We start from the raw sequence: 21,133 nt of genomic DNA, 5'->3' as shown, positions 1-21,133 counted from the left end.
CGACGTTGAGAAGTCCGAACCGAACCCGCCCACGTTCGCCGAACTGGGCGTGGACGCGCGCGTGCTGGCGGCACTGGACGAGGTGGGCTACGAGTACCCCTCGCCCATCCAGGCCGCGACGATTCCCGCGCTGCTGAGCGGCCGCGACGTCGTCGGGCTCGCGCAGACCGGTACGGGCAAGACCGCCGCGTTCGCCGTGCCCGCACTGTCCAAGCTCGCGGAGCTGTCCGACCTGCACGGCCCGCAGCGCAGCACGCGCGTGCTGGTGCTCGCGCCGACCCGCGAACTCGCGCTGCAGGTCGCCGAGGCCTTCGGCTCCTACGCGACCCACCTGGACGACTTCACCGTGCTGCCCGTGTACGGCGGCTCCTCGTACGGTCCGCAGCTCGCGGGCCTCAAGCGCGGCGCGCAGGTGGTCGTGGGAACCCCGGGGCGCGTGATCGACCACCTGGCCAAGGGCTCGCTCAACCTGGACGACATCGCGTACGTGGTGTTGGACGAGGCGGACGAGATGCTGCGCATGGGCTTCTCCGAGGACGTCGAGAAGATCCTGGCGCAGACCCCCAAGGAGAAGCAGGTGGCTCTGTTCTCCGCCACTATGCCCAAGGCCATCCGCCGGATCGCGCAGCAGTACCTGCACGACCCCCAGGAGATCACGGTCAAGGCCAAGACCACCACGGGCAGCAACACCCGGCAGCGGTACATGCAGGTCATGGGCCCGCACAAGCTGGACGCCATGACCCGCGTGCTCGAGGTCGAGGACTACGACGGCGTGATCGTCTTCGTGCGTACCAAGGCCGCCACGGAGGAGATCGCGGACAAGCTCAAGGCCCGCGGCTACACCGCCGCCGCGATCAACGGTGACATCCCACAGAACCTGCGCGAGCGCACCGTGGACTCGCTGCGCGACGGCAAGATCGACATCCTCGTGGCCACGGACGTTGCAGCCCGCGGTCTGGACGTCGAGCGGATCTCCCTGGTGGTCAACTACGACATCCCCCACGACACCGAGTCCTACGTGCACCGCATCGGCCGCACCGGCCGCGCGGGGCGTAAGGGTGAGGCCATCCTGTTCATGACCCCGCGCGAGAAGTACCTGCTGCGCGCGATCGAGAAGGCCACCCGCCAACCCGTCGAACAGATGCGCGTGCCCTCCACGGACGAGGTCAACCAGACCCGCAAGGAGAACTTCGCGCAGCAGATCGAGGAGACCATCGACTCCGAGGACCTCTCGCTGTTCCGTGAGCTCGTGAAGCAATACGAGTCCGAGCACGACGTCGACGCCGTCGAGGTCGCCGCTGCGCTCGCCGTGATCGCCCAGAACGGCCGCCCGTTCCTCCTGGAGGACCTGCCCGAGCTGCCGCAGCGCAAGCGGGACCGCGAGCGCCGTGACGGCGACGGCCCCCGCAATCGCCGTTCCCCGGGGGACGAGGCCGGGATGAAGACCTACAAGCTGGCCGTGGGGCACCGCGATCGGGTAGTCCCCGGCGCCGTGGTGGGTGCCCTCACGCACGAGGGCGGTCTCAACGGTTCGCAGATCGGTGCGATCGACATCCGCCCCACGTTCACGCTCGTGGGTCTGCCCGAGAACCTCCCCGCGGGAACCCTCGACAAGCTGGCCAACACCCAGATCAACGGTTCGCCCATCCGGATCCAGGAGGATCGCGGACCCGGTGGCGCGCGCGGGGGCAAGCCCTTCCGCGGCGGTGACCGTGACCGTGGACCCCGCAACGACCGGGGCGGGTACCGCGAGGATCGGGGCCCGCGCAACGACCGCGGGGGCTACCGCGGCGACCGTGGTGACCGCGGGGGATACCGTGAGGACCGGGGCGGCTACCAGGATCGCGGTGGGTACCGCGAGGATCGTGGCGGTTACCGCGATGATCGCGGCGGCGGCCGTTCCCGTGGCGGGTCCTACCAGCAGGACCGGCCACGTCGGAAGAACCGCCCGGACAACGGCGGCTACTCGGGTCGCTGATTCGTCGGTTCACTGCCTCACCGTGAGCCGCTGACTCGCGGATTCGCCGGTTCGCTGCGAGCCACTGAGCCGGCCGACTGAGCAGGACCGGCTCAGCCGGGATGGTCGCTGACGTGGTCGGTCATCGGCGCGGCCGGTGAGTGACAGCACAAAGGGCCGTGGCCGGGACGATCGTCCCGGCCACGGCCCTTTTCTGCTTCTCATGTTCCCGTGAGGTGTGAGGTGCGCTGACGCGTGCGGCTCAGGCCACCGTGATGATCTGCAGGTCCTGCCCCACGGTCACCGCGCCGTCGTAGCCGCGGCTGGCCAGCCGGTGCCACTCCACGGGATCGATGGTGCCGCCCGTGTTCTCGATGTGCGAGAGCACCAGGTGGTCCACATGGGAGGCCTGCACCACGGGTCCCATGTCCTCAACCATCACGTGGGCGGAGTGCGGGGGCATGATCTCGTTGACGGCCACGAGCGAGTCGTAGTCCCGGACGTCCTCGCCCCGCATGAAGATGTTGTTCGTGTAGGCGAACACCCGCAGCAGGTGCGCGGTCATGGACGTGGTGCCCGGTGTGGGTTCCTCCGGGCTCACGATCCCCACCGGCCGACCCCCGAACGGTTCCGGCAGACCGCCCGCGGGCCCGGGACCATACACCGCGAGCTGGCCGGGGATAACGTCCCCGTTCTTTCGGCCCGTCGTGGACGCCATCATGAAGTAGTTGAAGTAGTCGGCCACGGGATCGGCATGCAGGTGGGTTAGGAAGATCCCCCGCAGGGACGCGAAGCTCAGCCCGGCCTTGTGGGACTGGGTCACGCAGGCGCGTCCGCAATCGACCAGGTACGTGTGCCCGTCCACGATCGGTGCGGACGAGATCCCGGCGCGGTCCGCAGCCATGGGCGGGCCCGCCTTGGTCCCCACTTCTCGGGGTCACTCGTGACGCGGTGCGCGAGCTCCGCCTCGGTGATGCTGCAGTGGTGGTTCTCGTGCCTCAGCCGAAGAGCTACAGCCCCAGGGTCGGGCTCATGACCAACAGTCCCAGGGCCATGATCAGGCTCCTTCCGTGAGCAGTTCGCCCCGGGCGGGGGCGTTCTGGGCGTAGGGTGCATCCCTTGCGGGGGTGCCCAGGATGCTGTGCAGCGCGGCGCGCAGTTCGGCGGTGGGATCCGCGAGGTCCTGTCCCGCACCGATGCCGTGGACGGCGATCTGCAGACCCAGTTCCTCGCCGACGACAACGGCCTCGCGCCACGGCGCCCCGCCGATTCCGGTCAGCAGGGTGAACCGCCCGCGGCCCACCAGATCGATCGTGGAAACCCGGCGGCCGTCCTGGGTCAGTTCGAGCAGTTCGGTGCCGAACCGGATGCTCGCCCCGTGCCGCTCGCCGGCGGCCGCAGGATGGGTTCCGGATCGTGCTGGCCGATGTTGCACATGGACGTGGGGCTCGCGGTGTCGTACGCGACCCGCAGGTCGTCGCGCCCGCCCCACGCCTTGCGGCGCGCGATCTCGGTGCCCGCGAAGGACCTGGCCCACACGTTGCTGACCATGAGCTCGTGGAAGCGGTCGGTCGGGAGGATGCCCCCGAGGCCTGCTGGCTCATCAAGGAGCACACCGTGGCGGGTGAATCGGCGCGGCTTATGGGGTGAGGTGCTCGTTTTTGCGACCCGCTCATCTCCTGTTAGAGTATTCCGCGTTGCCCCGATAGCTCAGTGGTAGAGCGCCATCTTGGTAAGATGGAGGTCCCGGGATCGATTCCCGGTCGGGGCTCTCATGATGAGAACCTGCGGCTCCTTGTGAACCGTGGGTTTCATCCATGACGTGGCGGTGTAGCTCAGCTGGTTAGAGCGCACGACTCATAATCGTGAGGTCGACGGATCGAGCCCGTCCACCGCTACCGTTCAGGCGCCGTTCCCCTCGGGGAGCGGCGCCTTCGTCATCCCCGGGCACAATTGCTCCGGGACAGCCGGTCCCGCACCACCCGCTGCTGAGCAGTCCGGGAACGGGCGACCTCCTCGCCGATTGCTGAGCCACCCGTCCGTCAGGTCGACTCGCGGAGGAGCCCGATTCACCTCGCGGCCGTTTGGCCCTGTTCCACTCGAGGAACAGGGCGCCGCACTCCGGAGCAGCCTCCGGGGCGGGCGGGCACAATCGGACGTCGGAGGGGCGAGGCACCATGTCGGGTAGCGGATCAACGCTGGCACAGCGACCCACCGAGAAGGGCGCGGCTGGACGAGCGCGTGCACGGCCCCGGTAGTTCGTGCGGGCCCGCTCGCCCAGTACTCTGGGAGAAATTCTTCCCAGCGATCGAGGAGAGTCATGGCCATATCCGCCGACGTGGTGGGCAGGACCTACCCGTCCATCCCCCCGTACCTCGTGGGCCGCGAGAAGATCCGCGAGTTCGCGAGCGCCGTCCACGCCACGGACGCCGCCCACCACGACGTCGCCGCGGCGCGCGCTGCCGGGTACGCGGACCTCGTGGCCCCGCCCACCTTCGCGATCATTGTGTCCCAGCGGGCCGACACCGCCCTGGTCAACGATCCCGAGGCCGGGATCGACTTCTCGCGCGTAGTGCACGCGGACCAGCGGTTCACGCATCACCGCCCAGTGGTCGCCGGGGACGAGCTGATCGCCGCGGTCACGGTGGACAACGTGCGTCCCCTGGGATCCGGGGCCATGGTGACCTCTCGCGTGGAGATCACCACGGTGTCGGGGGAGAAGGTGGCGACCACCGTGTCGTCGTTGTTGGTACGCGGGGAGGACCAGTGAACATCACGTTCGACGAGCTCGAGAAGGGTCAATCCATCGGGGAGCGCCGCGTGGAGGTCTCGCGCGCGGACCTGGTGCGTTATGCGGGCGCGTCTGGTGACTTCAACCCGATCCACTGGAACCAGGACTTCGCGCAGGGCGTGGGCTTGCCCAACGTGATCGCCCACGGGATGTTCACCATGGGTGCGGCCGTGGCGCTGGTGACCGAGTGGGCCGGCGACCCCGGCGCCGTGGTGGACTACCAGACCCGGTTCAGCAAGCCCGTGGTGGTCCCCAACGCGTTCGAGGACCGCGTGGTCCCGGGCACCGCGCTGACCGTGAGCGGGGTGATCGGAGTCGTGGATCCCGAGGCGCGTACGGTGCGCGTGGACCTGACCGTGACCGCTCCGGACCTCTCCGAACCGGACACGGATCCGGCCGAGGCCAAGGAGCTCAAGGTGCTCGTCAAGGCTCAGGCGGTTGTGCAGTTCCCGCACTAGAGTGGTGCCTCATGAACGCAGCACGCCTGTCCCACCTCACGACCACGGCCGTGGGGGGCCCCGCCGAGAAGGTCTTGGAGGTGACCACGGAAGCGGAACTCGTCGACGCGGTCTCCCACGCCGATGACGCCGGTGAGCGCGTGTTGATCGTGGGCGGCGGCTCCAACATCCTCGCCTCCGATGAGCCGTTCGCAGGAACCGTGGTGCACGTGGCCACGCGCGGGATCACGGTCACGGACGAGGACGGCTCGGCCGACCGCGACTCGGAGACGGCGCTCGTGGACGTCGCCGCGGGAGAGCCGTGGGAGGACACCGTTCGGGAGACGGTGCAGCGCGGGCTGGCCGGTCTGGAGACCCTGGCCGGGATCCCGGGCACCACGGGTGCCACGCCCGTGCAGAACGTGGGCGCGTACGGCGCGGAGGTCTCCCAGTACATCGTGCGGGTGCGGGTGTGGGACCGGGAAGCCCGGAAGGAGCTCACGTTCGGTTTCGCGGACCTGGAATTCTCCTACCGTGACTCCCTGCTCAAGCGCAGCATGACTCACGGTTCACCGCGCTACGTGGTGTTGTCCGTGACGTTCCGCCTGCGCAGGCAGGAGCAGTCGATGCCCGTGCGCTACGCCCAGTTGGCCGCCGCTCTCGGGGTCGAGACGGGCCAGAGCGCACCGCTCGCGACCGTGAGGGACACCGTGCTGCGACTGCGAGCGGGCAAGGGCATGGTCCTGGACCCCGAGGACAGGGACACGTTCAGCACTGGGTCCTTCTTCACCAATCCGGTGGTCCCGGAGGACGAACTCACGGATCGGATCCCCGCGGACGCCCCCCGCTACCCGGTCCTGGACGCCACGGGACAGGAGGTTCCCGGCGCGGTGAAATTCTCCGCGGCATGGTTGATCGACCACGCCGGTTTCGGCAAGGGATTCGGGCTGCTGGGCACCCGAAACGAGCTGTTGGACCTGGACGGCGGGGAGGTCGCCGGAGGACGCGCGGCGCTGTCCGGCAAGCACACGCTGGCCATGACGAACCGGGGCACCGCGTCCGGGGAGGACGTCGCCGCCGTCGCAAGCACGGTACAGCGCGGCGTGGAACAGGTCTTCGGCGTACGACTGGCCCCCGAGCCCGTGCTGATCGGGCTGTCGCTCTGACGAGCGCGACCCATGGGACGAACGGAACAGTCGTGATGATCGGGGCGAGCGGCGTCGGCACGGCGCACCGCATGTGCGGGACGCGCGAGCTGAGCTGGGCCGGCAGTACGCCCCGCACTAACGGGACACGCGGGGCAGGTTGCGTCGGCGCGTCGCACCACCTGAGTGGGACGCGCGCATGAGTTCCGAGTTGCACGAGGAGATCGAGCGCGGCGAACGCGGGGGCCGGGTGCACCGGGCGGTGCTGCGGCTGCGCGCGTTGTCCGAGCGCCACCCCGTGCTGCGGGTCCTGCACAAGGCCACCGTGATCGTGCTCGGCGGGGTGTTCGTGCTCGCGGGGATTGTGATGCTCGTGACGCCCGGGCCCGGGTGGCTTGCGATCTTCCTGGGGCTGGGGATCTGGAGCACCGAGTTCGAATGGGCCCACCGGCTGAATCAGCGGATCAAGCAAGTCGCGCTGCGTGCGTGGCGGTGGTGGGCCAACATCATGGCGCAGTGGCGCTACCGGCGTGCCCGGGATAGGCCCCACACCATGGTGCAGGGGCCGCGGCACATGCGGGCCACGACCCCTGATGATCCTCGCTAGGTCCGGGAACCCCACCGAACGCGCGGATCAACGCGCGCACCGAAACGCCCGGATCAGAACCTCATGATCAGAGGGTTCCCGTGGCGATCTTGAGCATGCGCCGCACGGGCTCCGCCGCGCCCCACAGCAACTGGTCGCCCACGGTGAACGCGGAGATGTACTGCGGACCCATGGACATGGTGCGGATACGACCCACCGGGATCTGCAGGGACCCGGAGGCGGCCACCGGCGTGAGGTCCCGCATGGAGTCCTCCTTGGTGTTGGGCACCACGGTGGCCCATTCGTTGTCCGCGTCCAGCAAGCGCTCGATCTCCGCGACGGGGACCTCCTCGCGCAGCTTGACGGTCAGCGCCTGGGAGTGGGAACGCATCGCGGCGATCCGCACGCACAACCCGTCCACCGGGATGGTCCGGTCCCCGGAGCGGCCCAGGATCTTGTTGGTCTCCGCCTCGGCCTTCCACTCCTCGCGGGACTGGCCGTTACCCAGATCGGCGTCGATCCAGGGGATCAGGGACCCGGACAGCGGGACCCCGAACTGGGTGGTGTCCAGCTCACCGCCGCGCTGCTTGGCGAGCACGGCGCGGTCGATCTCCAGGATCGCGGAGGCGGGATCCGCCAACGGGTCGGCGACGCTCGCGTGGATGTCCCCGAACTGCTGGATGACCTCGCGCATGTGGCGCGCACCGCCGCCGGAAGCGGCCTGGTACGTCATGGACGTGGCCCATTCCACGAGCTCGTTGCGGAACAGCCCGCCCAGCCCCATGAGCATGCACGAGACGGTGCAGTTGCCTCCCACGAAGTCCTTGACGCCGCGGTCCAGGGCGGCGTCGATGACGTCCCGGTTGACGGGGTCCAGCACGATCACGGCGTCGTCTTTCATGCGCAGCGTGGAGGCGGCGTCGATCCAGATGCCGTCCCAGCCGTTCTTGCGCAGCTCACTGTGCACGGCCTTGGTGTAGTCCCCGCCTTGGGTCGTGACCAGGATAGGCAACTTGGAGAGTGCCTCGAGATCGTGGGCGTCCTGCAGCACACCAGGATCCCCGGCGCTCCCGACCGAGGGGGCCGGACCCCCCGCATTGGAGGTGGAGAAGAACACGGGATCAAGCTGGGCGAAATCGTTCTCGGCGCGCAGGCGGTCCATGAGCACGGAGCCCACCATGCCGCGCCATCCGATGAAACCTACGGCGGCGGGTTGTGAAGTCATGCACCCCAGTCTAACGAGGCACCGTGTTCAGCCCCGAGTCCGCGGGTCCGGGGTGGTGGCCAGCAGCTCCCGGTAGGACGGGAAGCGACGCATGTAGTCCTGGATGTAACTGCACGTGACCCGGACCTTGAGGCCGCGCTGCCGGTAGTCGTCCAGCACGCGCGTGACCAGTGTCCGCGCGTATCCGCGGCGGCCGAAGGCCTCCGAGATGATCGTGTGCTGCAGGTCCACGGTGCCGTCCTCGAGCACCTCGACGCCCAGGAACCCGATGTACTGCTCCCCGTCCCACAATTCGTAACGTGAAGCGTCGTGGTTGGGGACCACCTTCAGGTCCGGGCTGTTGTTGATCTGCGGTGTGGGTTCAGTCGTCACGGCGGGGACCTCCATCTCGAGCTGTGTGTCCCATCACGCTATCCCATCGCCCCTGGTCACGGTCCCGGTCGCGGCACCGCGCGTGTATTCGTCGATCCGGTAACGGACCCCCTGGGCGGACTCGGCCCAGTCCGCGACCTCGCGCCGCGCCCACTCGTCGTCGAGGTGTGGGGCGTGGGTGTCGCCGGTGACGTCCAGCTCGATGGTGGTCACGAGCGCCCGGGTCAGGGGCAGCGGAGCGTACGCCGCGGCCTCGCGCCACACCCCCGGGCCGCCGATCACCCAGATCTCGCGCGCGGTCCCCGGCACGAGCGATGGCCCGTCCGAGGAGGCAGCGTCGGTGCGCGACGAGGTCCCGGCGGGCGCGGCGTCATCGGCGCCGGGGGCCGGGGGCAGCAGGCGCAGCGCGAGGGCCACGGCGGCGTCGTATGAGTCCACGGCCCACACCCGCGAACCGTCCGCGGGCACCGAGTCCGGACGGGAGGTGATCACGATGTTGGGCCGCCCCGGCAGGGGCCGGAAACGCTCCGGGAAGGACTCCCACGTGCGCCGACCCATGATCACCGGGTGCCCCACGGTGGTGCGGGAGAAGAACCTCAGGTCCTCGGGCACGTGCCACGGGATGCTGCCGTCCGCCCCGATCACGCCGTCCGGGGACTGCGCCCAGATCCCGCCCACGGCGACGTTGCTCCCGCCGTTCGGGCGCCGCTCACCCTTTGCGGGAGCCACGATCGCGGCGAGTGCGTCCGAGCCTTGCCCGTTCACGACGTCCCCGTTCATACCGCCACCGGGGCCTTGATACCGGGGTGGTGCTGGTAGTCGAGCACCTCGAAGTCCTCGAACTCGTAGTCGAAGATCGACTCCGGGTGCCGGCGCAACTGCAACCGGGGGTACGGGTAGGGCTCACGCGCGAGCTGGGTGCGCACCTGCTCCAAATGGTTGGAGTAGATGTGGCAGTCACCCCCGGTCCACACGAACTCACCCGGGACCAGATCGCACTGCTGCGCGACCATCACGGTGAGCAGTGCGTAGGACGCGATGTTGAACGGCACGCCCAGGAACAGGTCCGCCGAACGCTGGTACAGCTGGCAGCTCAGGGCGTCCGGACCGTCCTCGCGCGGCTGCACGTAGAACTGGAATAGCGCGTGGCACGGGGGTAGCGCCATCCGGTCCACCTCCGCGGGGTTCCACGCGGTGACCATGTGCCGGCGCGAGTCCGGAGTGGTGCGGATGGACTCGACCACGCGGGCAATCTGGTCGATCGTCTCCCCGTGTCCGGCGGGCCAGCTGCGCCACTGCACGCCGTAGACGGGCCCCAGGTCCCCGTTCTCGTCCGCCCACTCGTCCCAGATGCTCACCCCGCGCTCCTGCAGCCAGCGCACGTTGGAGGAGCCAGAGAGGAACCACAGCAGTTCGAGCGCCACCGAGCGGAAGTGCACGCGCTTGGTGGTCAGCAGGGGGAAGGAGCCGCCCAGGTCGTAGCGGATCTGGCGTCCGAACACCGACAGCGTCCCCGTGCCGGTGCGGTCCGTCTTGGGGGTCCCGTTCTCGAGCACGTCCCGCAGGAGGTCCTCGTAGGGAGTGGGGATGGGCATGGGTCTCCTCTCACGACGCCGCTGCGGCGGCCTCCGCGCGGCGCGCACCTCACGAACGGTCGGGGCGCGCCCGGGTGGGGACAGCGGCGTCGGCGTGGGCATGAACGCGGGCCGGGGGCCCGGCGGTCGGGGTGGTGTCAGTCGTCGAACGGGGAAATGATCTCGAAGCCCACGGCGCGGGCGCTCTGCGAGGCCCGGGGCATGTGCAGCACGATCATCTGACCGGGGCTCAGGTACGGGTCCGCGTCCGGCAGTTGCGCTGCGAGCGCGGGCGGCAGGTGCTTGGCGAGCACCTTCAACACGGTGGGCAGCACGGGGCGGTGGGTGCACAGCACCACGGGACGCTCGGTGTCGAAGAGCTGCTCGGTGACCTGGGCCGCGCGCTTGGGATGGCGCTTGTGGGCGGCCTCCGTCAGCTGTGAGCGCTCCTTGACCTTGATCCCGTACTTCTTGGCGTAGGGCACCACGGTGGAGATGCAGCGCAACCACGGGGACGTCACCACGCGCTTCGGTTGCCACGCGGCGAGCAACCGGGTCACGGCGAGCGCCTGACGCTTGCCCGTGGCGGCGAGCGGGCGGTCCCCCTCGGCGCGCTGCCAGGAGGAACGCGGCTTGGCCTTGGCGTGGCGGATCACGATCACGGGGCGGGTGGCCAGGGAGGCGCGCGCGTACAGGCGGGCGAGTTCGTCCAGGGGAGCGGTGTCGTCCTCGTTGGTCAGGATCGAGCGGGCCCGGGCCACGGGCAACCAGCTCATCCGGTCCACCTCGTCGTCCTCCGGGGACGTGTGGGCGAAGGGGGAGACCTCCGCGGCCCAGTAGCGCACGAGCTTGTCATGACCGCGGACGGTGTACTCGGTGTCCGCGAGGTGGACCCCCAGGGTGATGTGCAACCCCGTCTCCTCGCGCAGCTCGCGCACGGCCGTCTCCGGCAGCGTCTCGCCGTCGTCCTGCTTGCCCTTGGGCCAGGACCAGTCGTCGTAGCGGGGGCGGTGGATGACCAACACCTGGAGTTCGCCGTCCACCACCCGCCAGCACACACAGCCGGCGGCGAGGATGTCGTACTTGCTCAGGGTCTTGTTCTTCGCCATGACCTGCTCTCCGTAGTCGGACGCTCGACTCGACCGCGCGGCGCGGGCGGGGTTCGGTAACGATCGTAGCCGTCGTCAGCTGCGGTACATGACGTCCACGTGCCAGCGCTCGAAGCCCAGGGATTCGTACAGCGCCACGGCCGCGGGGTTGTCCGCGTCCACGTACAGCATGACCTCGTCCAGCCCCTGTTCGGCCAGGTGGTTGATGCCCGCCGCGGTCAGGGCGCGGCCGAGTCCGTGGCCCTGGTGGTCCGGGGCGATCCCCACGGCGTAGACCTCACCGATGGCCGCGGCGTCCCCCGAGGCCGGGTGCACCTTGGTCCAGTGGAAGCCCGCGACGTCGTCCGGGTCGTCCGCGGCGACCGCGAGCAGGAAACCCCGGGGATCGAACCACGACTCGTTCTCGCGTTCCTGCAGATCGGCGAGCGTCATGCGGCCCTGTTCGGGGTGCTCGGCGAACGCCGCGGCGTTGACCCGCAACCACGACTGCTCGTCCCGGCCCACCTCGAACGCCCGGATCTCGAGATGTTCCGGTAGGTCCACGGGCAGGGGGACGTCCTCGGCGCCGGCCACGGCGCGCTTGAGCTGGTAGAGGTCCCGCACGGCCTCGAGGCCGTGGAGCTCGGCGAGGCGTTGCGCGGCCACGTGGTTGCCGTGGGCCCAGGCCTCCACGGTGCCGTCCAGCTGAGCGCGCAGCTGCCCCGCGATCGCCGTGGCCACACCCCGGTTGCGGTGCTCGGGGTCCACCACGAGCTCCACCGTGTACGTGGACGCGCGATCCGGCTGCGGCACGACCACCGCGGCACCCACGAGGCGCTCGCCGTCGGTGGCCGCGACGCACGTGACCCCCGCACGGCCGGAGCGCACGTCCACGAGGGTCTGGTCGGAGAACGGCGGTTCGCCGTCCGCGGCGTGGGCGCGCTCGGCGAGCGCCACGAGATCGTCGGGGAACGGGATGTCGTCGTGGGCGGTCACGGTCACGGACATGGGATGCCTCCTCGGTGGGTTATGGCGCGCGATCAGGGCGTCTGGTCCCTGCCCGCGGTGTAGCTGTACCCCACGTTACGCACCGTGGTGATCAGGTGCTCGTGATCCGCACCCAGTTTGGCTCGCAGCCGACGGATGTGGACGTCCACCGTGCGCGTCCCGCCGTAGTAGTCGTAGCCCCACACCTCGGAGAGCAACTGGTGGCGCGTGAACACCCTGCCCGCGTGCTGGGCCAGGAACTTCAACAGCTCGAATTCCTTGAACGTGAGGTTCAGGGCCCGCCCGCCCAGTTTCACGGTGTAGGAGTTCTCGTCGATCACCACGGCCCCGGCGCGGATCACGGCGTCGTCGTTCTCGAGCGCGTTCGTCCCGGCGTCGGCGAGCGCGAGGCGCAACCGCGCCTCGATCTCGGCGGGTCCCGCGGTGTGCAGCAGGACGTCGCTCACGCACCATGACGGCGCCACGGCCGCCATCCCGCCTTCGGTCACCGTCACGAGCACGGGCAGCGGGCGTTCGAGCCCGGACAGGGAGACGGCCGTGTTGCGCGCCGTCACGAGGTTGCGGGTGCCGTCCACGATCACCACGTCCGGGCGCGCGGACCCGGTCAGTGCACTGCTCTCGTCCGGGGCGTGCACCCGCACCCGGTGCGGCAGCAGCTCGAGCGCGGGCAGCGCGGACTCCACGGCGGGGGATGCGGTGCTGAGCAGGGCGATGTGGGTCACTGTGGGATCCGCTCGGACGCGAGGTGACCGCTCCCGCGCGGGCACGGCCAATGACCGGGCCAGTATAGGCGGGCCCCGTGGACGTGCGGGGGTACACGTGACCCGCCGCGAGGCCCGCGCCGGTTACGCTGAAACGGGTACGCACCACACCGCCCGCCCTCGGCCCCGAAGGAACCCCGCCATGAAGTACGCGCGCATCATCGTCGCCGCCGTGGTGGCGCTCGTCCTCGCGCTCACGGCGGGCGTGATCGGCTCGTGGGCGCCGCTGCTCGTGTCCGTGGCCATGGCCGTGACGATCGGTGTGGGGTGGCCCGCCGCCGCGGGGATCCAGGCGCGGCGCCGGCACAACGTGCTCATCGCGGTGGCCGGCACCCTCGCGTGCCTGCTCGTACAACTCGTCCCGTCCCAGCGCCTCGTGTGGTTGCCCGCGATCATCGGTGTGTCCTTCATGGTCGTGTGCGTGGCCGAACTCGTGCGGGGGGAGGGTGCCAAGTACCGTCTGGAATCCGCGCTGGCCTCCGCGACAGGGGTCCTGGCCGCGGTTGCCGCCTCGGGGTGGATCGCGTTCTCCCGCGTGGCCCACGACCAGGGACTGAGCAGGTGGCTCACCGTCGCGGGCGTGGGCGCCCCGCTGACCATCATCCTGGTGGTCGCCGGTGCCCGCGTGATCTCCGCGGCCCCCGAAAACCTGCGCCGCAGGGGCATGATCACGCTCGGTGTCACACCCGTGGCACTGTTCGGTATGGTGGCCGTTTTCGCGACCCAGCTACTGGCCGCCGTGGTAGCGTGAAGCCATGCTTGCTCTCGAAATCTTCTACCTCGTCCTGCTCGGCCTCGCGGGCCTGTGCATCCTCGGAATCTCCTTGAAGGTCGTGTTCAGCCTCTTCAAGGGCCAGCTGTAACTCGTGCCCGTCGAGATCCCCACGGACCTGACCCCCGAACTCGTTCCCTTCGCATGGCTGTTGGGCACGTGGGAGGGCAACGGCTTCATGGGATACGGCGACGCCGAACAACGTGCCTTCCGGCAACGCGTCACGTTCGAACAGACCGGCTTACCGTTCATGATCTACCGCGCGCAGACCACGCTGCTCAACGAAGAGGGCGAACCCCAGCGCGAGGCCACGTACGAACAAGGGTTCTGGGAGCTCGCCCGTCCTCGTGAGGACGGCGACATCGGACCCGGGATGCTCCCGCCGGACCCCGTGCCCGTGCTCAAGTCCGCACAGGACGTCGAGGACCTGCGCAACGCGGACGGCGGCTTCGACATCTCCGTGACGATCGCCCAGCCCGGCGGCGTCGCCGAGCTGTACCTGGGCCAGATCAAGGGCCCGCGCGTGGACCTCAGCACGGACGCCGTGATCCGCGCCCGCGGTGCCAAGGAGTACGTCTCCGGGACCCGGCTCTACGGGCTCGTCAACAACCACCTCATGTGGGCGTGGGACATGGCCGCGCAGGGCCACGAACTCGCTACGCACGCTTCCGCCGAACTGAGCAAGGTCGAACCCCAGAAGTGACTGACACCGCACCCTCATACTCCTCCGTCCTGTTGCACCGCCACGGTGCCGTGACCGCGGAAGCGCTGGACGAGGGGGTCGCGGCGCACTACGGCGCCCCCGTGCACGAACAGCGCGCCCTGGCCCGGGGGAGGGCCGTGGTGGACCAGTCCCAGCGCGGCGTCGTGACCGTGAGTGGCCCCGATCGACTGAGCTGGCTCACCACCTTGTCGTCGCAGGTGCTCACCGGACTGACCCCGGGGGTCAGTACCGAAACCCTCTTCCTGAGCATCCAGGGCCGCGTGGAATTCGCTCCGCACGTGGTCGACGATGGCGGGACCACGTGGTTGATCACCGAGGCCCGGGAGGCCGCAGGGCTCGCCGACTGGCTGACCACCATGCGCTTCGCCCTGCGGGTGGAGATCGAGGACGTCAGTGACCGCTGGGCGGTGCTCGTCGCCACGCGGGACCTTCGTGAGCTGCTTCCCGCCCAGACCAACCCCGTGCTGGTGTGGCACGACCCGTGGCCGGGCGTCGGCGTGGGCGGTCACGCCTACGCCGTGACCGAGGATCACCCGGGTGCCGCGCGCTCGTGGTATGAACACCTGATTCCGCTCGCGTCGTTGGAGACCGCGGTCGCGGCTCTCGAGGAACAGGGGTACTCGCTCGCCGGTTCGTGGGCCGCGGAGGCCCTGCGGATCGAGGCCTGGCGGCCGCGCTGGGGCGCGGACACGGACGAGAAGACCATCCCGCATGAACTGGACTGGATGCGCACCGCCGTGCACCTGGCCAAGGGCTGCTACAAGGGCCAGGAGACCGTGGCCCGCGTGCACAACTTGGGCCACCCGCCGCGCCGGCTCACGTTCCTGGACCTGGACGGTTCCCAGCACACGCTCCCGGGCCCCGGGGCCACGGTCGAGCTGAACGGCAAGGTCGTGGGTCGCGTGACCGCGGCCCAGTTGCACCACGAGGCCGGCCCTATCGCGCTCGCCGTGCTCAAACGCTCGGTCGCCCCGGACGCGGTGCTCACCGTGCGGGACACCGTCGTGCAGGGCTCGGAGGAGGCCGCATCGAACGGCAACGGCGCGTCCGACGACGCCGCGGGCGGCACGTCCGCGGACGCACCCGCCGAACAGTGGGCCGCCGCCCAGACCGTGGTGGTCCCCCCGGATGCCGGGTCCGTGGTGGGCCGGGCCCAGGGGCTCATGCGCGGTCCGCGCGGCGGTGGAATGCGGCTCTGACCTAACACGACTGACATGTGGTGACGCCCCGTTCCCCTCGGAGGGGAACGGGGCGTCACCACGAGTCGGGGCTCAGCGACCGAACAGCACCTTGGCCTCGTCGTAGCGGTCCTGCGGTACCACCTTGAGCCCGTCGAGCGCCTCGGAGAAGTCCACGCGCACCACGTCCGTGCCGCGCAGCGCGCACATCTTGCCCCACTGCTTCTCGGTGGCCATCCCCACGGCGGCGATCCCCAGTCGCGTGGCCAGGACACGGTCGAAGCCGGTGGGCGCGCCACCGCGCTGGATGTGACCCAGGATCGTGTTGCGGGTCTCGATGCCGGTGTTCTCCTCGATCTCCCGCGTCACGAAGTCCCCGATGCCCCCCAGCCGCGGGCGCCCGGACGCCTCGGTGCCCTTGCCCGCGATGGCCTCCTCGCGGTCGTCGGGGATGAAGCCCTCCGCCACGACGACGAGCGGTGAGCGGCCACGCTCGTGGACCTCACGGACCCACTCGGAAACCTGCTCCATGGACTCCCGGAATTCGGGGATCAGGATGGCGTGCGCGCCGGCGGCCATGCCGGAGTGCAACGCGATCCAGCCCACGTGGCGGCCCATGACCTCCGCGACCATGCACCGGTGATGCGATTCGCCGGTGGTGCGCAGCCGGTCCATCGCATCCGTTGCGATCGAGACCGCGGTGTCGAAACCGAACGTGAAGTCGGTGGCCTGCAGGTCGTTGTCGATGGTCTTGGGCACGCCCACCACGGGCAGCCCCGCATCCGCGAGCCGCTTGGCGCCGGCCAGGGTGCCTTCGCCGCCGATCGCGACCACGGCGTCGATCCCGTGACGCTCCAGGACCTTGGCGATGTTCTCGGGACCGCCCTGGGGGCCGTCGAAGGGGTTGGTGCGCGAGGTGCCCAGGATGGTCCCGCCCTGGCGCGCGAGGCCGCGTACACTCTGCCGCGGCAAGTCGATGATGTCCCCTTCGACGACGCCGCGCCAGCCGTCCCGGAAGCCCACGAACTCGTGATCGAAAGATTTGATGCCGTGTAACACCGCGCCGCGGATCACCGCGTTGAGTCCGGGGCAGTCCCCGCCGCTGGTCATGAGCCCGATTCGCATGTGTGCCTCAGTTCCCCTCTGTCGTGTCGTATCGTTGTTCCCCTTCCATCCTAGTAACGCGCGCTCGGCGTTGCCCGGGACACCGGATAAACGGATGCGCGGCACATGGTGGGTCCCGTCCACCCGTGGTTAATGTGGACAACTAAGATCGGGGGAGGATCTGTGAACACGCCGTTCGCGATGTCAGGCCACCAGGAGGACGTTATGACCGCCCAGCAAGAACCGGCCCGGGAGAACCTGCGCGAGTTCATCGACAAGCTCGTGGACCAGGGTTACACCGTGCGGGACGGGCAGTCCCCGGACCCCGATCTGATCGACCCGGGTGGAAGCGCGGTGGAGACGTGGCGTGAGGGGTACCCGTACGACGAGCGGATGTCCCGCGAGGACTATGAGCTCGAGAAGTACCAATTGCAGATCGAACTGTTGAAGTTCCAGTACTGGGGTCAGGACAACGACCTCAAACACGTGATCGTGTTCGAGGGTCGGGACGCCGCGGGCAAGGGCGGGACCATCAAGCGTTTCACCGAGCACCTCAACCCCCGCGCCGCCCGCGTGGTGGCCCTGAACAAGCCCTCGGACCGCGAGCAGGGCCAGTGGTACTTCCAGCGCTACATCCAGCACCTGCCCACCAACGGTGAGATCGTGCTGTTCGACCGCTCGTGGTACAACCGCGGCAACGTGGAGCGCGTGATGGGCTTCTGCACGGACGAGCAGTACGAGAGCTTCATGCTGCAGGCGCCCGTGTTCGAGAAGATGCTCGTGGACTCGGGGATCCACCTGACCAAGTTCTGGTTCTCGGTGACGCAGCACGAGCAGCGCACGCGCTTTGCGATCCGCCAGATCGACCCGGTGCGCCGCTGGAAGCTCTCGCCCATGGACCTCGCGTCCCTGGACCGCTGGGAGGACTACACTGTGGCCAAGGAGGAGACCTTCCGCCGCACGGACACGGACCACGCCCCGTGGATCACCATCAAGTCCAACGACAAGAAGCGCGCCCGCCTCAACGCCATGCGCTTCTTCCTCAACCAGTTCGACTACGAGGACAAGGACACCTCCGTGGTGTACCCGCCAGACCCGCTGATTGTGCGCCGCGGCCGCGACGCCGTGGACGACTGATACCCGGCTCCTCCCGCCGTCCCCCGGAAGCGTCCATGGTTGGTTCCACCCCCGTGAGCCGCCCGGCCTGATTGATTCGTGGCGGGGCGGCCGCTGGCGTATCCACCCTGTGCGAGGCCACGTCCCACTACGCGGTGGATCCGAACCCGCCGAACATGGCCCTCCTGGCGTTGACCCTGTCGATCGCGGGGCTCGTGTGCGTGCTTCTCGCCGGGCGGCGTCTCGGCGCCGTACGAACCGCGTGTGCCGTGGCGCTGAGCCAGGTGCCCTTCCACGCGCCGTTCTCGCTGGGCGGTCATGCCGCGGGGCCGTCCTCCCACGTGATCGGGACGGCCCACGCCCAGGGTCACGCCCTGCACGCCCCGTCCCCGCACCTCACGGACGCCCAGTCCCTCGTGCCTCCCGATCCGGCGGCCATGGGTCACGACCCCATGGTGAGGGCCCACGTGGCCGCGGCCGCCCTCACCTTCGTGCTCGTGCGGCACGCGGGGGACGGGTGACGGCGGCTCGCGCACGCCGCCGCGCGTGTGTTCTTCAACGTTCTCGCACTCGTGGTCCCGGCGCTCGTGTCGTGTCACGCACCGCGCCCCGTCCCCCTGGCCTACCTCCTGCCCCCGTGCGCGTGGTCACCCGTGCGCGCCCCTCCCACGCCTGGTTCATGGCCCTGCTGCAAAGACTGCACTCTGCCGCTGCGCACCACGATCGACCGGTTGCACCGGCACCTGCTGCTGGGTGAGCCCGGGCGGCTCTACAGCGAACTCGCGGCCTCGTGGCTGGGTGTCATGGCCGTGAGCAGGATCGTGCTCATGGTGCTGCACCGACGCCGCGTGGGGCGGGGCCGCTGCGCCCGGGTCACCCTGGTCCCACGCCCGGGGGAGGCCAATGCGTATCGCCGGACCCGGTCGTGCCACACGGCCACGGGCGTGTGGCTGGCCCTCGATTTCCTGTTTCTCGCGGCGTCGGGACTCACGTGGTCCGCGCACGCGGGGGAGAACGTCTCGCAACTGCGCAGCGCATTGCACTGGACCGCCCCCAAGGTGTCCACGGCCTTGCCGGGGTCCGCACAGCGGCAGGGTGTCGGGGACGAACACGCCGAGCACCGCGGGCGCGGGTTTCGGCCCCGTACCCCCACGGCGGTGCGCTGCTGCTCGTGGTGGGTCTCGGCGTGGGGTTGTTCGTGCCGCTGCTGGGCATCTCGCTCGTGGCGTTGCTCGCGGCGGATCTCGCGGTCGCCGTCGTCCCACAACGCCGCTTGGCCCGGGAATCCGCGCACTGATCATTCGTGCGGACGGTGCTCCCCGAACGGGCCGCGCCGTCTGAACGGATGTCGCTCCCTGCACGAACAGCACCCCTGAACGAGCAGCACCCCCGACAGCGGTCATCCGCCGTCGGGGGTGCGTGCGCTGTCGAGGGTGCGTGCGCGGTGAAGGGTGCGTCCGCGCGGGGGCCTCAGGCGGTCTCGCCCCGGAAGTTGTGCCGGTCCACGAGCGCCCACGACGCCGCGGCGTTGACAGCGGCCACGGTGAACACCGAGGGCCACGCGCCGATCCTCTTGGCCAGCGGGTGGGACAGTCCGAACCCGGCGAGGTACAGCACGCTCAGGCCCGCGGTCGTGGCGGGTCCCGCGGAGCGGTACCACGTGCGCCCGGCGACCACGCCCTTCGCGAGCAGGACCGCGCCGCCCAGGGCGCGCACCCCCGTGAAACGGGCCACCGCGTAACCGCCGATCAGTCCGCCGGCCACCACAGCCGAGCTGGGCAGGGCCACGGCAGAGGGCAGCAATTCGTCCAGCTCGTGCAAGGTCTCTTTGACGCTCATTCGGTGCCTCCCAGGAAGTTCTGCAGACGGGACAGGCCCTCGGCGAGATCGTCGTCGCCCAGGGCGTAGGACAGGCGCAGGTACCCGGACGGGCCGAAGGCCTCACCCGGGACCACTGCCACCTCGGCCTTCTCGAGGATCAGTTCCGCGAGCTCCGCGCTCGTGGTGGGCGTGACGCCCGCGAACTCGCGGCCCAACAGCGCCGTGATGTCTGGGTACGCGTAGAACGCACCGGTGGGGGTGGGGCACACCACGCCGTCGATCGCGTTGAGCCCGTCCACGATCGTGCGACGACGCCGGTCGAAGGCCTCGCGCATGCGCTCCACCTGGTCCATGGGCCCGTTCAGGGCGGCCAGGGCCGCGCGCTGGGCCACGTTGTTCACATTGGAACTCAGATGCGACTGCAGGTTGGTCGCGGCCTTCACGACGTCCGCGGGACCGACCAGCCAGCCCACACGCCACCCGGTCATCGCGTAGGTCTTGGCCACGCCGTTGAGCAGGATGAGGTTCTCGTGCAGCTCGGGTACGGTGCGGGCCATGGAGGTGAACTCCACGTCGTCGTACGTGAGGTGCTGGTAAATCTCGTCGCTGATTACGAAGATGCCCTTGGCCGCGGCCCATTCACCCACGGCCCGGGTCTCCTCGGCGGTGTAGACCGCACCCGTGGGGTTGGAGGGCGAGCAGAACAACAGGGCCTTGGTGTGCTCCGTGTATGCGGCCTCAAGTTGTTCGGGCGTGACCTTGTACTCCTGGTCCGCACCCGCGAAGACCTCCACGGGGTTGCCGCCGGCCAGTCGGATGGCTTCAGGGTAGGTGGTCCAATATGGGGCGGGTAGGAGGACGTCGTCGCCGTCGTCCATGACCGTCTGGAACGCCTGGTACACGGCCTGCTTGCCGCCGTTGGTCACGAGCACCTGGGAGGGCTCCACGGCCCATCCGCTGTCGCGCTGCGTGGCTTGCGCGATCGCTGAACGCAGCTCGGGCAGTCCCGCGGCGGGGGAGTAGCGGAAGTTCTTGGGGTCCTGGAGGGCCTCGGCGGCGGCATCCACGATGTAGTCGGGGGTCGCGAAGTCCGGTTCACCCGCGCCGAAGCCGATCACCGGCCGCCCCTCGGCCTTGAGGGCCTTGGCCTTGGCGTCCACGGCGAGGGTCGCGGACTCCGCGATCGCCGAGATCCGATGCGAGATGCGCTGCTGCGCTGGTGACATGGTGATCATTTCTCCTGGGCTGACTGGGCTGCTTGGACTGACCGGGTCGTCCCGGCGGGCGGGCCTCTCACTGGCCCGCGCACGGATCCGTACGGGAACCTGACGGGCCCGGGGTCCGACCGGGGACGCGGACACCACTCCCAGCTTAGGTGGCCGGACCCTTGCTTTGCACGGGACGCGGCGGGCGCGTACCATGGTCTGTTGGTGCCGCCACCAGTGCGGTGCGCTCTGCCCCGGGATGGACTCCC

24 protein-coding genes and 2 tRNA genes are annotated in these 21,133 nt (G+C 69.6%); 13 read left to right on the top strand and 13 right to left on the bottom strand.

The features are described 5' to 3' along the window. Positions 1-43: 43 nt before the first annotated feature. Entirely contained in the window at positions 44-1,978 is a 1,935-nt protein-coding gene (locus RF646_RS01690) for a DEAD/DEAH box helicase (protein ID WP_240505763.1), read from the top strand. A 241-nt stretch (positions 1,979-2,219) separates the two neighbouring features. On the opposite strand, the gene RF646_RS01685 is transcribed toward RF646_RS01690, so the two are convergent. From RF646_RS01685 to RF646_RS01675, 3 genes are all read right to left on the bottom strand, one after another. After that, entirely contained in the window at positions 2,220-2,861 is a 642-nt protein-coding gene (locus RF646_RS01685) for a hypothetical protein (protein WP_368835034.1), read from the bottom strand. Between the two features lie 153 nt (positions 2,862-3,014). Further along, positions 3,015-3,260 carry a hypothetical protein gene (locus RF646_RS01680; RefSeq protein WP_368835033.1) on the bottom strand — a complete coding sequence of 82 codons (246 nt, stop codon included), beginning with the start codon at positions 3,258-3,260 and terminating at the stop codon, positions 3,015-3,017. A 35-nt stretch (positions 3,261-3,295) separates the two neighbouring features. Further along, positions 3,296-3,571: a hypothetical protein gene (locus RF646_RS01675; RefSeq protein WP_368835032.1), complete on the bottom strand. Its 276-nt coding sequence runs from the start codon at positions 3,569-3,571 to the stop codon at positions 3,296-3,298. Between the two features lie 85 nt (positions 3,572-3,656). Here RF646_RS01675 and RF646_RS01670 point away from each other — a divergent pair. The 6 genes from RF646_RS01670 to RF646_RS01645 all read left to right on the top strand — a co-directional run bounded on the left by RF646_RS01670 (position 3,657) and on the right by RF646_RS01645 (position 6,937). Then, positions 3,657-3,728, top strand: a tRNA-Thr gene (locus RF646_RS01670). Between the two features lie 53 nt (positions 3,729-3,781). Next, positions 3,782-3,855 (top strand) — tRNA-Met (locus RF646_RS01665). Positions 3,856-4,277: 422 nt separating this feature from the next. After that, the gene (locus RF646_RS01660; RefSeq protein WP_368835031.1) at positions 4,278-4,727 is read left to right on the top strand and encodes a MaoC family dehydratase N-terminal domain-containing protein; all 450 of its coding nucleotides are present in this window, start codon (positions 4,278-4,280) and stop codon (positions 4,725-4,727) included. After that, positions 4,724-5,206 carry a MaoC family dehydratase gene (locus RF646_RS01655; protein WP_098055971.1) on the top strand — a complete coding sequence of 161 codons (483 nt, stop codon included), beginning with the start codon at positions 4,724-4,726 and terminating at the stop codon, positions 5,204-5,206. Before RF646_RS01660 ends, RF646_RS01655 begins: the two co-directional genes overlap by 4 nt. Before the next feature lie 11 nt (positions 5,207-5,217). Next, positions 5,218-6,351, top strand: a complete 1,134-nt coding sequence (locus RF646_RS01650; RefSeq protein WP_368835030.1) for a UDP-N-acetylmuramate dehydrogenase — start codon at positions 5,218-5,220, stop codon at positions 6,349-6,351. A 178-nt stretch (positions 6,352-6,529) separates the two neighbouring features. Continuing rightward, entirely contained in the window at positions 6,530-6,937 is a 408-nt protein-coding gene (locus RF646_RS01645; protein ID WP_368835029.1) for a PGPGW domain-containing protein, read from the top strand. A 67-nt stretch (positions 6,938-7,004) separates the two neighbouring features. On the opposite strand, the gene asd is transcribed toward RF646_RS01645, so the two are convergent. The 7 genes from asd to RF646_RS01610 all read right to left on the bottom strand — a co-directional run bounded on the left by asd (position 7,005) and on the right by RF646_RS01610 (position 12,905). Then, positions 7,005-8,141 (bottom strand): aspartate-semialdehyde dehydrogenase, encoded by a 1,137-nt coding sequence (asd, locus tag RF646_RS01640; RefSeq protein WP_368835028.1) that lies wholly within the window; start codon positions 8,139-8,141, stop codon positions 7,005-7,007. 27 nt (positions 8,142-8,168) lie between these two features. After that, positions 8,169-8,513, bottom strand: coding sequence for a GNAT family N-acetyltransferase (locus RF646_RS01635; protein WP_082943131.1), 345 nt, complete (start codon positions 8,511-8,513; stop codon positions 8,169-8,171). Positions 8,514-8,546: 33 nt separating this feature from the next. Further along, entirely contained in the window at positions 8,547-9,293 is a 747-nt protein-coding gene (locus RF646_RS01630) for a dihydrofolate reductase (RefSeq protein ID WP_368835027.1), read from the bottom strand. Further along, positions 9,290-10,108: a thymidylate synthase gene (locus RF646_RS01625; protein ID WP_098055932.1), complete on the bottom strand. Its 819-nt coding sequence runs from the start codon at positions 10,106-10,108 to the stop codon at positions 9,290-9,292. The genes RF646_RS01630 and RF646_RS01625 overlap by 4 nt, the downstream gene beginning before the upstream one ends. Before the next feature lie 137 nt (positions 10,109-10,245). Further along, positions 10,246-11,196, bottom strand: coding sequence for an NUDIX hydrolase (locus tag RF646_RS01620; protein WP_064845244.1), 951 nt, complete (start codon positions 11,194-11,196; stop codon positions 10,246-10,248). 75 nt (positions 11,197-11,271) lie between these two features. Next, positions 11,272-12,183, bottom strand: coding sequence for a mycothiol synthase (mshD, locus tag RF646_RS01615; RefSeq protein WP_085108431.1), 912 nt, complete (start codon positions 12,181-12,183; stop codon positions 11,272-11,274). Between the two features lie 32 nt (positions 12,184-12,215). Then, complete coding sequence (locus RF646_RS01610) at positions 12,216-12,905, bottom strand: response regulator transcription factor (RefSeq protein WP_035960005.1); 690 nt, start codon at positions 12,903-12,905, stop codon at positions 12,216-12,218. Positions 12,906-13,086: 181 nt separating this feature from the next. Between RF646_RS01610 and RF646_RS01605 the strand changes: the two genes are divergently transcribed. From RF646_RS01605 to RF646_RS01595, 3 genes are all read left to right on the top strand, one after another. Next, positions 13,087-13,695, top strand: a complete 609-nt coding sequence (locus RF646_RS01605; RefSeq protein WP_270258562.1) for a hypothetical protein — start codon at positions 13,087-13,089, stop codon at positions 13,693-13,695. 115 nt (positions 13,696-13,810) lie between these two features. After that, the gene (locus RF646_RS01600) at positions 13,811-14,419 is read left to right on the top strand and encodes an FABP family protein (protein ID WP_035959982.1); all 609 of its coding nucleotides are present in this window, start codon (positions 13,811-13,813) and stop codon (positions 14,417-14,419) included. Further along, on the top strand, positions 14,416-15,639 hold the full coding sequence (locus tag RF646_RS01595; RefSeq protein ID WP_368835026.1) for a folate-binding protein YgfZ: 1,224 nt from the start codon (positions 14,416-14,418) through the stop codon (positions 15,637-15,639). The genes RF646_RS01600 and RF646_RS01595 overlap by 4 nt, the downstream gene beginning before the upstream one ends. A gap of 72 nt (positions 15,640-15,711) precedes the next feature. Here RF646_RS01595 and RF646_RS01590 read toward each other — a convergent pair whose 3' ends face one another. Continuing rightward, entirely contained in the window at positions 15,712-16,743 is a 1,032-nt protein-coding gene (locus RF646_RS01590) for a 6-phosphofructokinase (protein WP_085108437.1), read from the bottom strand. 204 nt (positions 16,744-16,947) lie between these two features. Between RF646_RS01590 and ppk2 the strand changes: the two genes are divergently transcribed. The 3 genes from ppk2 (at position 16,948) to RF646_RS01575 (ending at position 19,214) form a co-directional block, all read left to right on the top strand. Then, positions 16,948-17,859 (top strand): polyphosphate kinase 2, encoded by a 912-nt coding sequence (gene ppk2, locus RF646_RS01585; protein ID WP_172644385.1) that lies wholly within the window; start codon positions 16,948-16,950, stop codon positions 17,857-17,859. A gap of 155 nt (positions 17,860-18,014) precedes the next feature. Further along, the gene (locus tag RF646_RS01580; RefSeq protein WP_368835025.1) at positions 18,015-18,359 is read left to right on the top strand and encodes a hypothetical protein; all 345 of its coding nucleotides are present in this window, start codon (positions 18,015-18,017) and stop codon (positions 18,357-18,359) included. 27 nt (positions 18,360-18,386) lie between these two features. Beyond that, entirely contained in the window at positions 18,387-19,214 is an 828-nt protein-coding gene (locus RF646_RS01575; RefSeq protein WP_368835024.1) for a PepSY domain-containing protein, read from the top strand. 94 nt (positions 19,215-19,308) lie between these two features. On the opposite strand, the gene RF646_RS01570 is transcribed toward RF646_RS01575, so the two are convergent. Continuing rightward, positions 19,309-19,677: a hypothetical protein gene (locus tag RF646_RS01570; RefSeq protein WP_368835023.1), complete on the bottom strand. Its 369-nt coding sequence runs from the start codon at positions 19,675-19,677 to the stop codon at positions 19,309-19,311. Next, on the bottom strand, positions 19,674-20,885 hold the full coding sequence (locus tag RF646_RS01565; RefSeq protein WP_368835022.1) for a pyridoxal phosphate-dependent aminotransferase: 1,212 nt from the start codon (positions 20,883-20,885) through the stop codon (positions 19,674-19,676). The genes RF646_RS01570 and RF646_RS01565 overlap by 4 nt, the downstream gene beginning before the upstream one ends. Positions 20,886-21,133: the final 248 nt, after the last annotated feature.

Source organism: Kocuria sp. CPCC 205261, assembly GCF_040981025.1.
Classification (GTDB): domain Bacteria; phylum Actinomycetota; class Actinomycetes; order Actinomycetales; family Micrococcaceae; genus Kocuria; species Kocuria marina.
The sequence above is the reverse complement of the archived record's forward strand: the minus strand, read 5'-3'. Positions and strand labels throughout refer to the sequence as shown.

Coding starts and splice junctions, on each gene's coding strand:
- RF646_RS01685 (WP_368835034.1), bottom strand. CDS start 2,861: ATGGCTGCGGACCGCGCCGGGATCTCGTCCGCACCGATCGTGGACGGG.
- RF646_RS01660 (WP_368835031.1), top strand. CDS start 4,278: ATGGCCATATCCGCCGACGTGGTGGGCAGGACCTACCCGTCCATCCCC.
- RF646_RS01650 (WP_368835030.1), top strand. CDS start 5,218: ATGAACGCAGCACGCCTGTCCCACCTCACGACCACGGCCGTGGGGGGC.
- RF646_RS01645 (WP_368835029.1), top strand. CDS start 6,530: ATGAGTTCCGAGTTGCACGAGGAGATCGAGCGCGGCGAACGCGGGGGC.
- asd (WP_368835028.1), bottom strand. CDS start 8,141: ATGACTTCACAACCCGCCGCCGTAGGTTTCATCGGATGGCGCGGCATG.
- RF646_RS01630 (WP_368835027.1), bottom strand. CDS start 9,293: ATGAACGGGGACGTCGTGAACGGGCAAGGCTCGGACGCACTCGCCGCG.
- RF646_RS01625 (WP_098055932.1), bottom strand. CDS start 10,108: ATGCCCATCCCCACTCCCTACGAGGACCTCCTGCGGGACGTGCTCGAG.
- RF646_RS01620 (WP_064845244.1), bottom strand. CDS start 11,196: ATGGCGAAGAACAAGACCCTGAGCAAGTACGACATCCTCGCCGCCGGC.
- mshD (WP_085108431.1), bottom strand. CDS start 12,183: ATGTCCGTGACCGTGACCGCCCACGACGACATCCCGTTCCCCGACGAT.
- RF646_RS01605 (WP_270258562.1), top strand. CDS start 13,087: ATGAAGTACGCGCGCATCATCGTCGCCGCCGTGGTGGCGCTCGTCCTC.
- RF646_RS01590 (WP_085108437.1), bottom strand. CDS start 16,743: ATGCGAATCGGGCTCATGACCAGCGGCGGGGACTGCCCCGGACTCAAC.
- ppk2 (WP_172644385.1), top strand. CDS start 16,948: ATGACCGCCCAGCAAGAACCGGCCCGGGAGAACCTGCGCGAGTTCATC.
- RF646_RS01580 (WP_368835025.1), top strand. CDS start 18,015: ATGGCCCTCCTGGCGTTGACCCTGTCGATCGCGGGGCTCGTGTGCGTG.
- RF646_RS01570 (WP_368835023.1), bottom strand. CDS start 19,677: ATGAGCGTCAAAGAGACCTTGCACGAGCTGGACGAATTGCTGCCCTCT.
- RF646_RS01565 (WP_368835022.1), bottom strand. CDS start 20,885: ATGTCACCAGCGCAGCAGCGCATCTCGCATCGGATCTCGGCGATCGCG.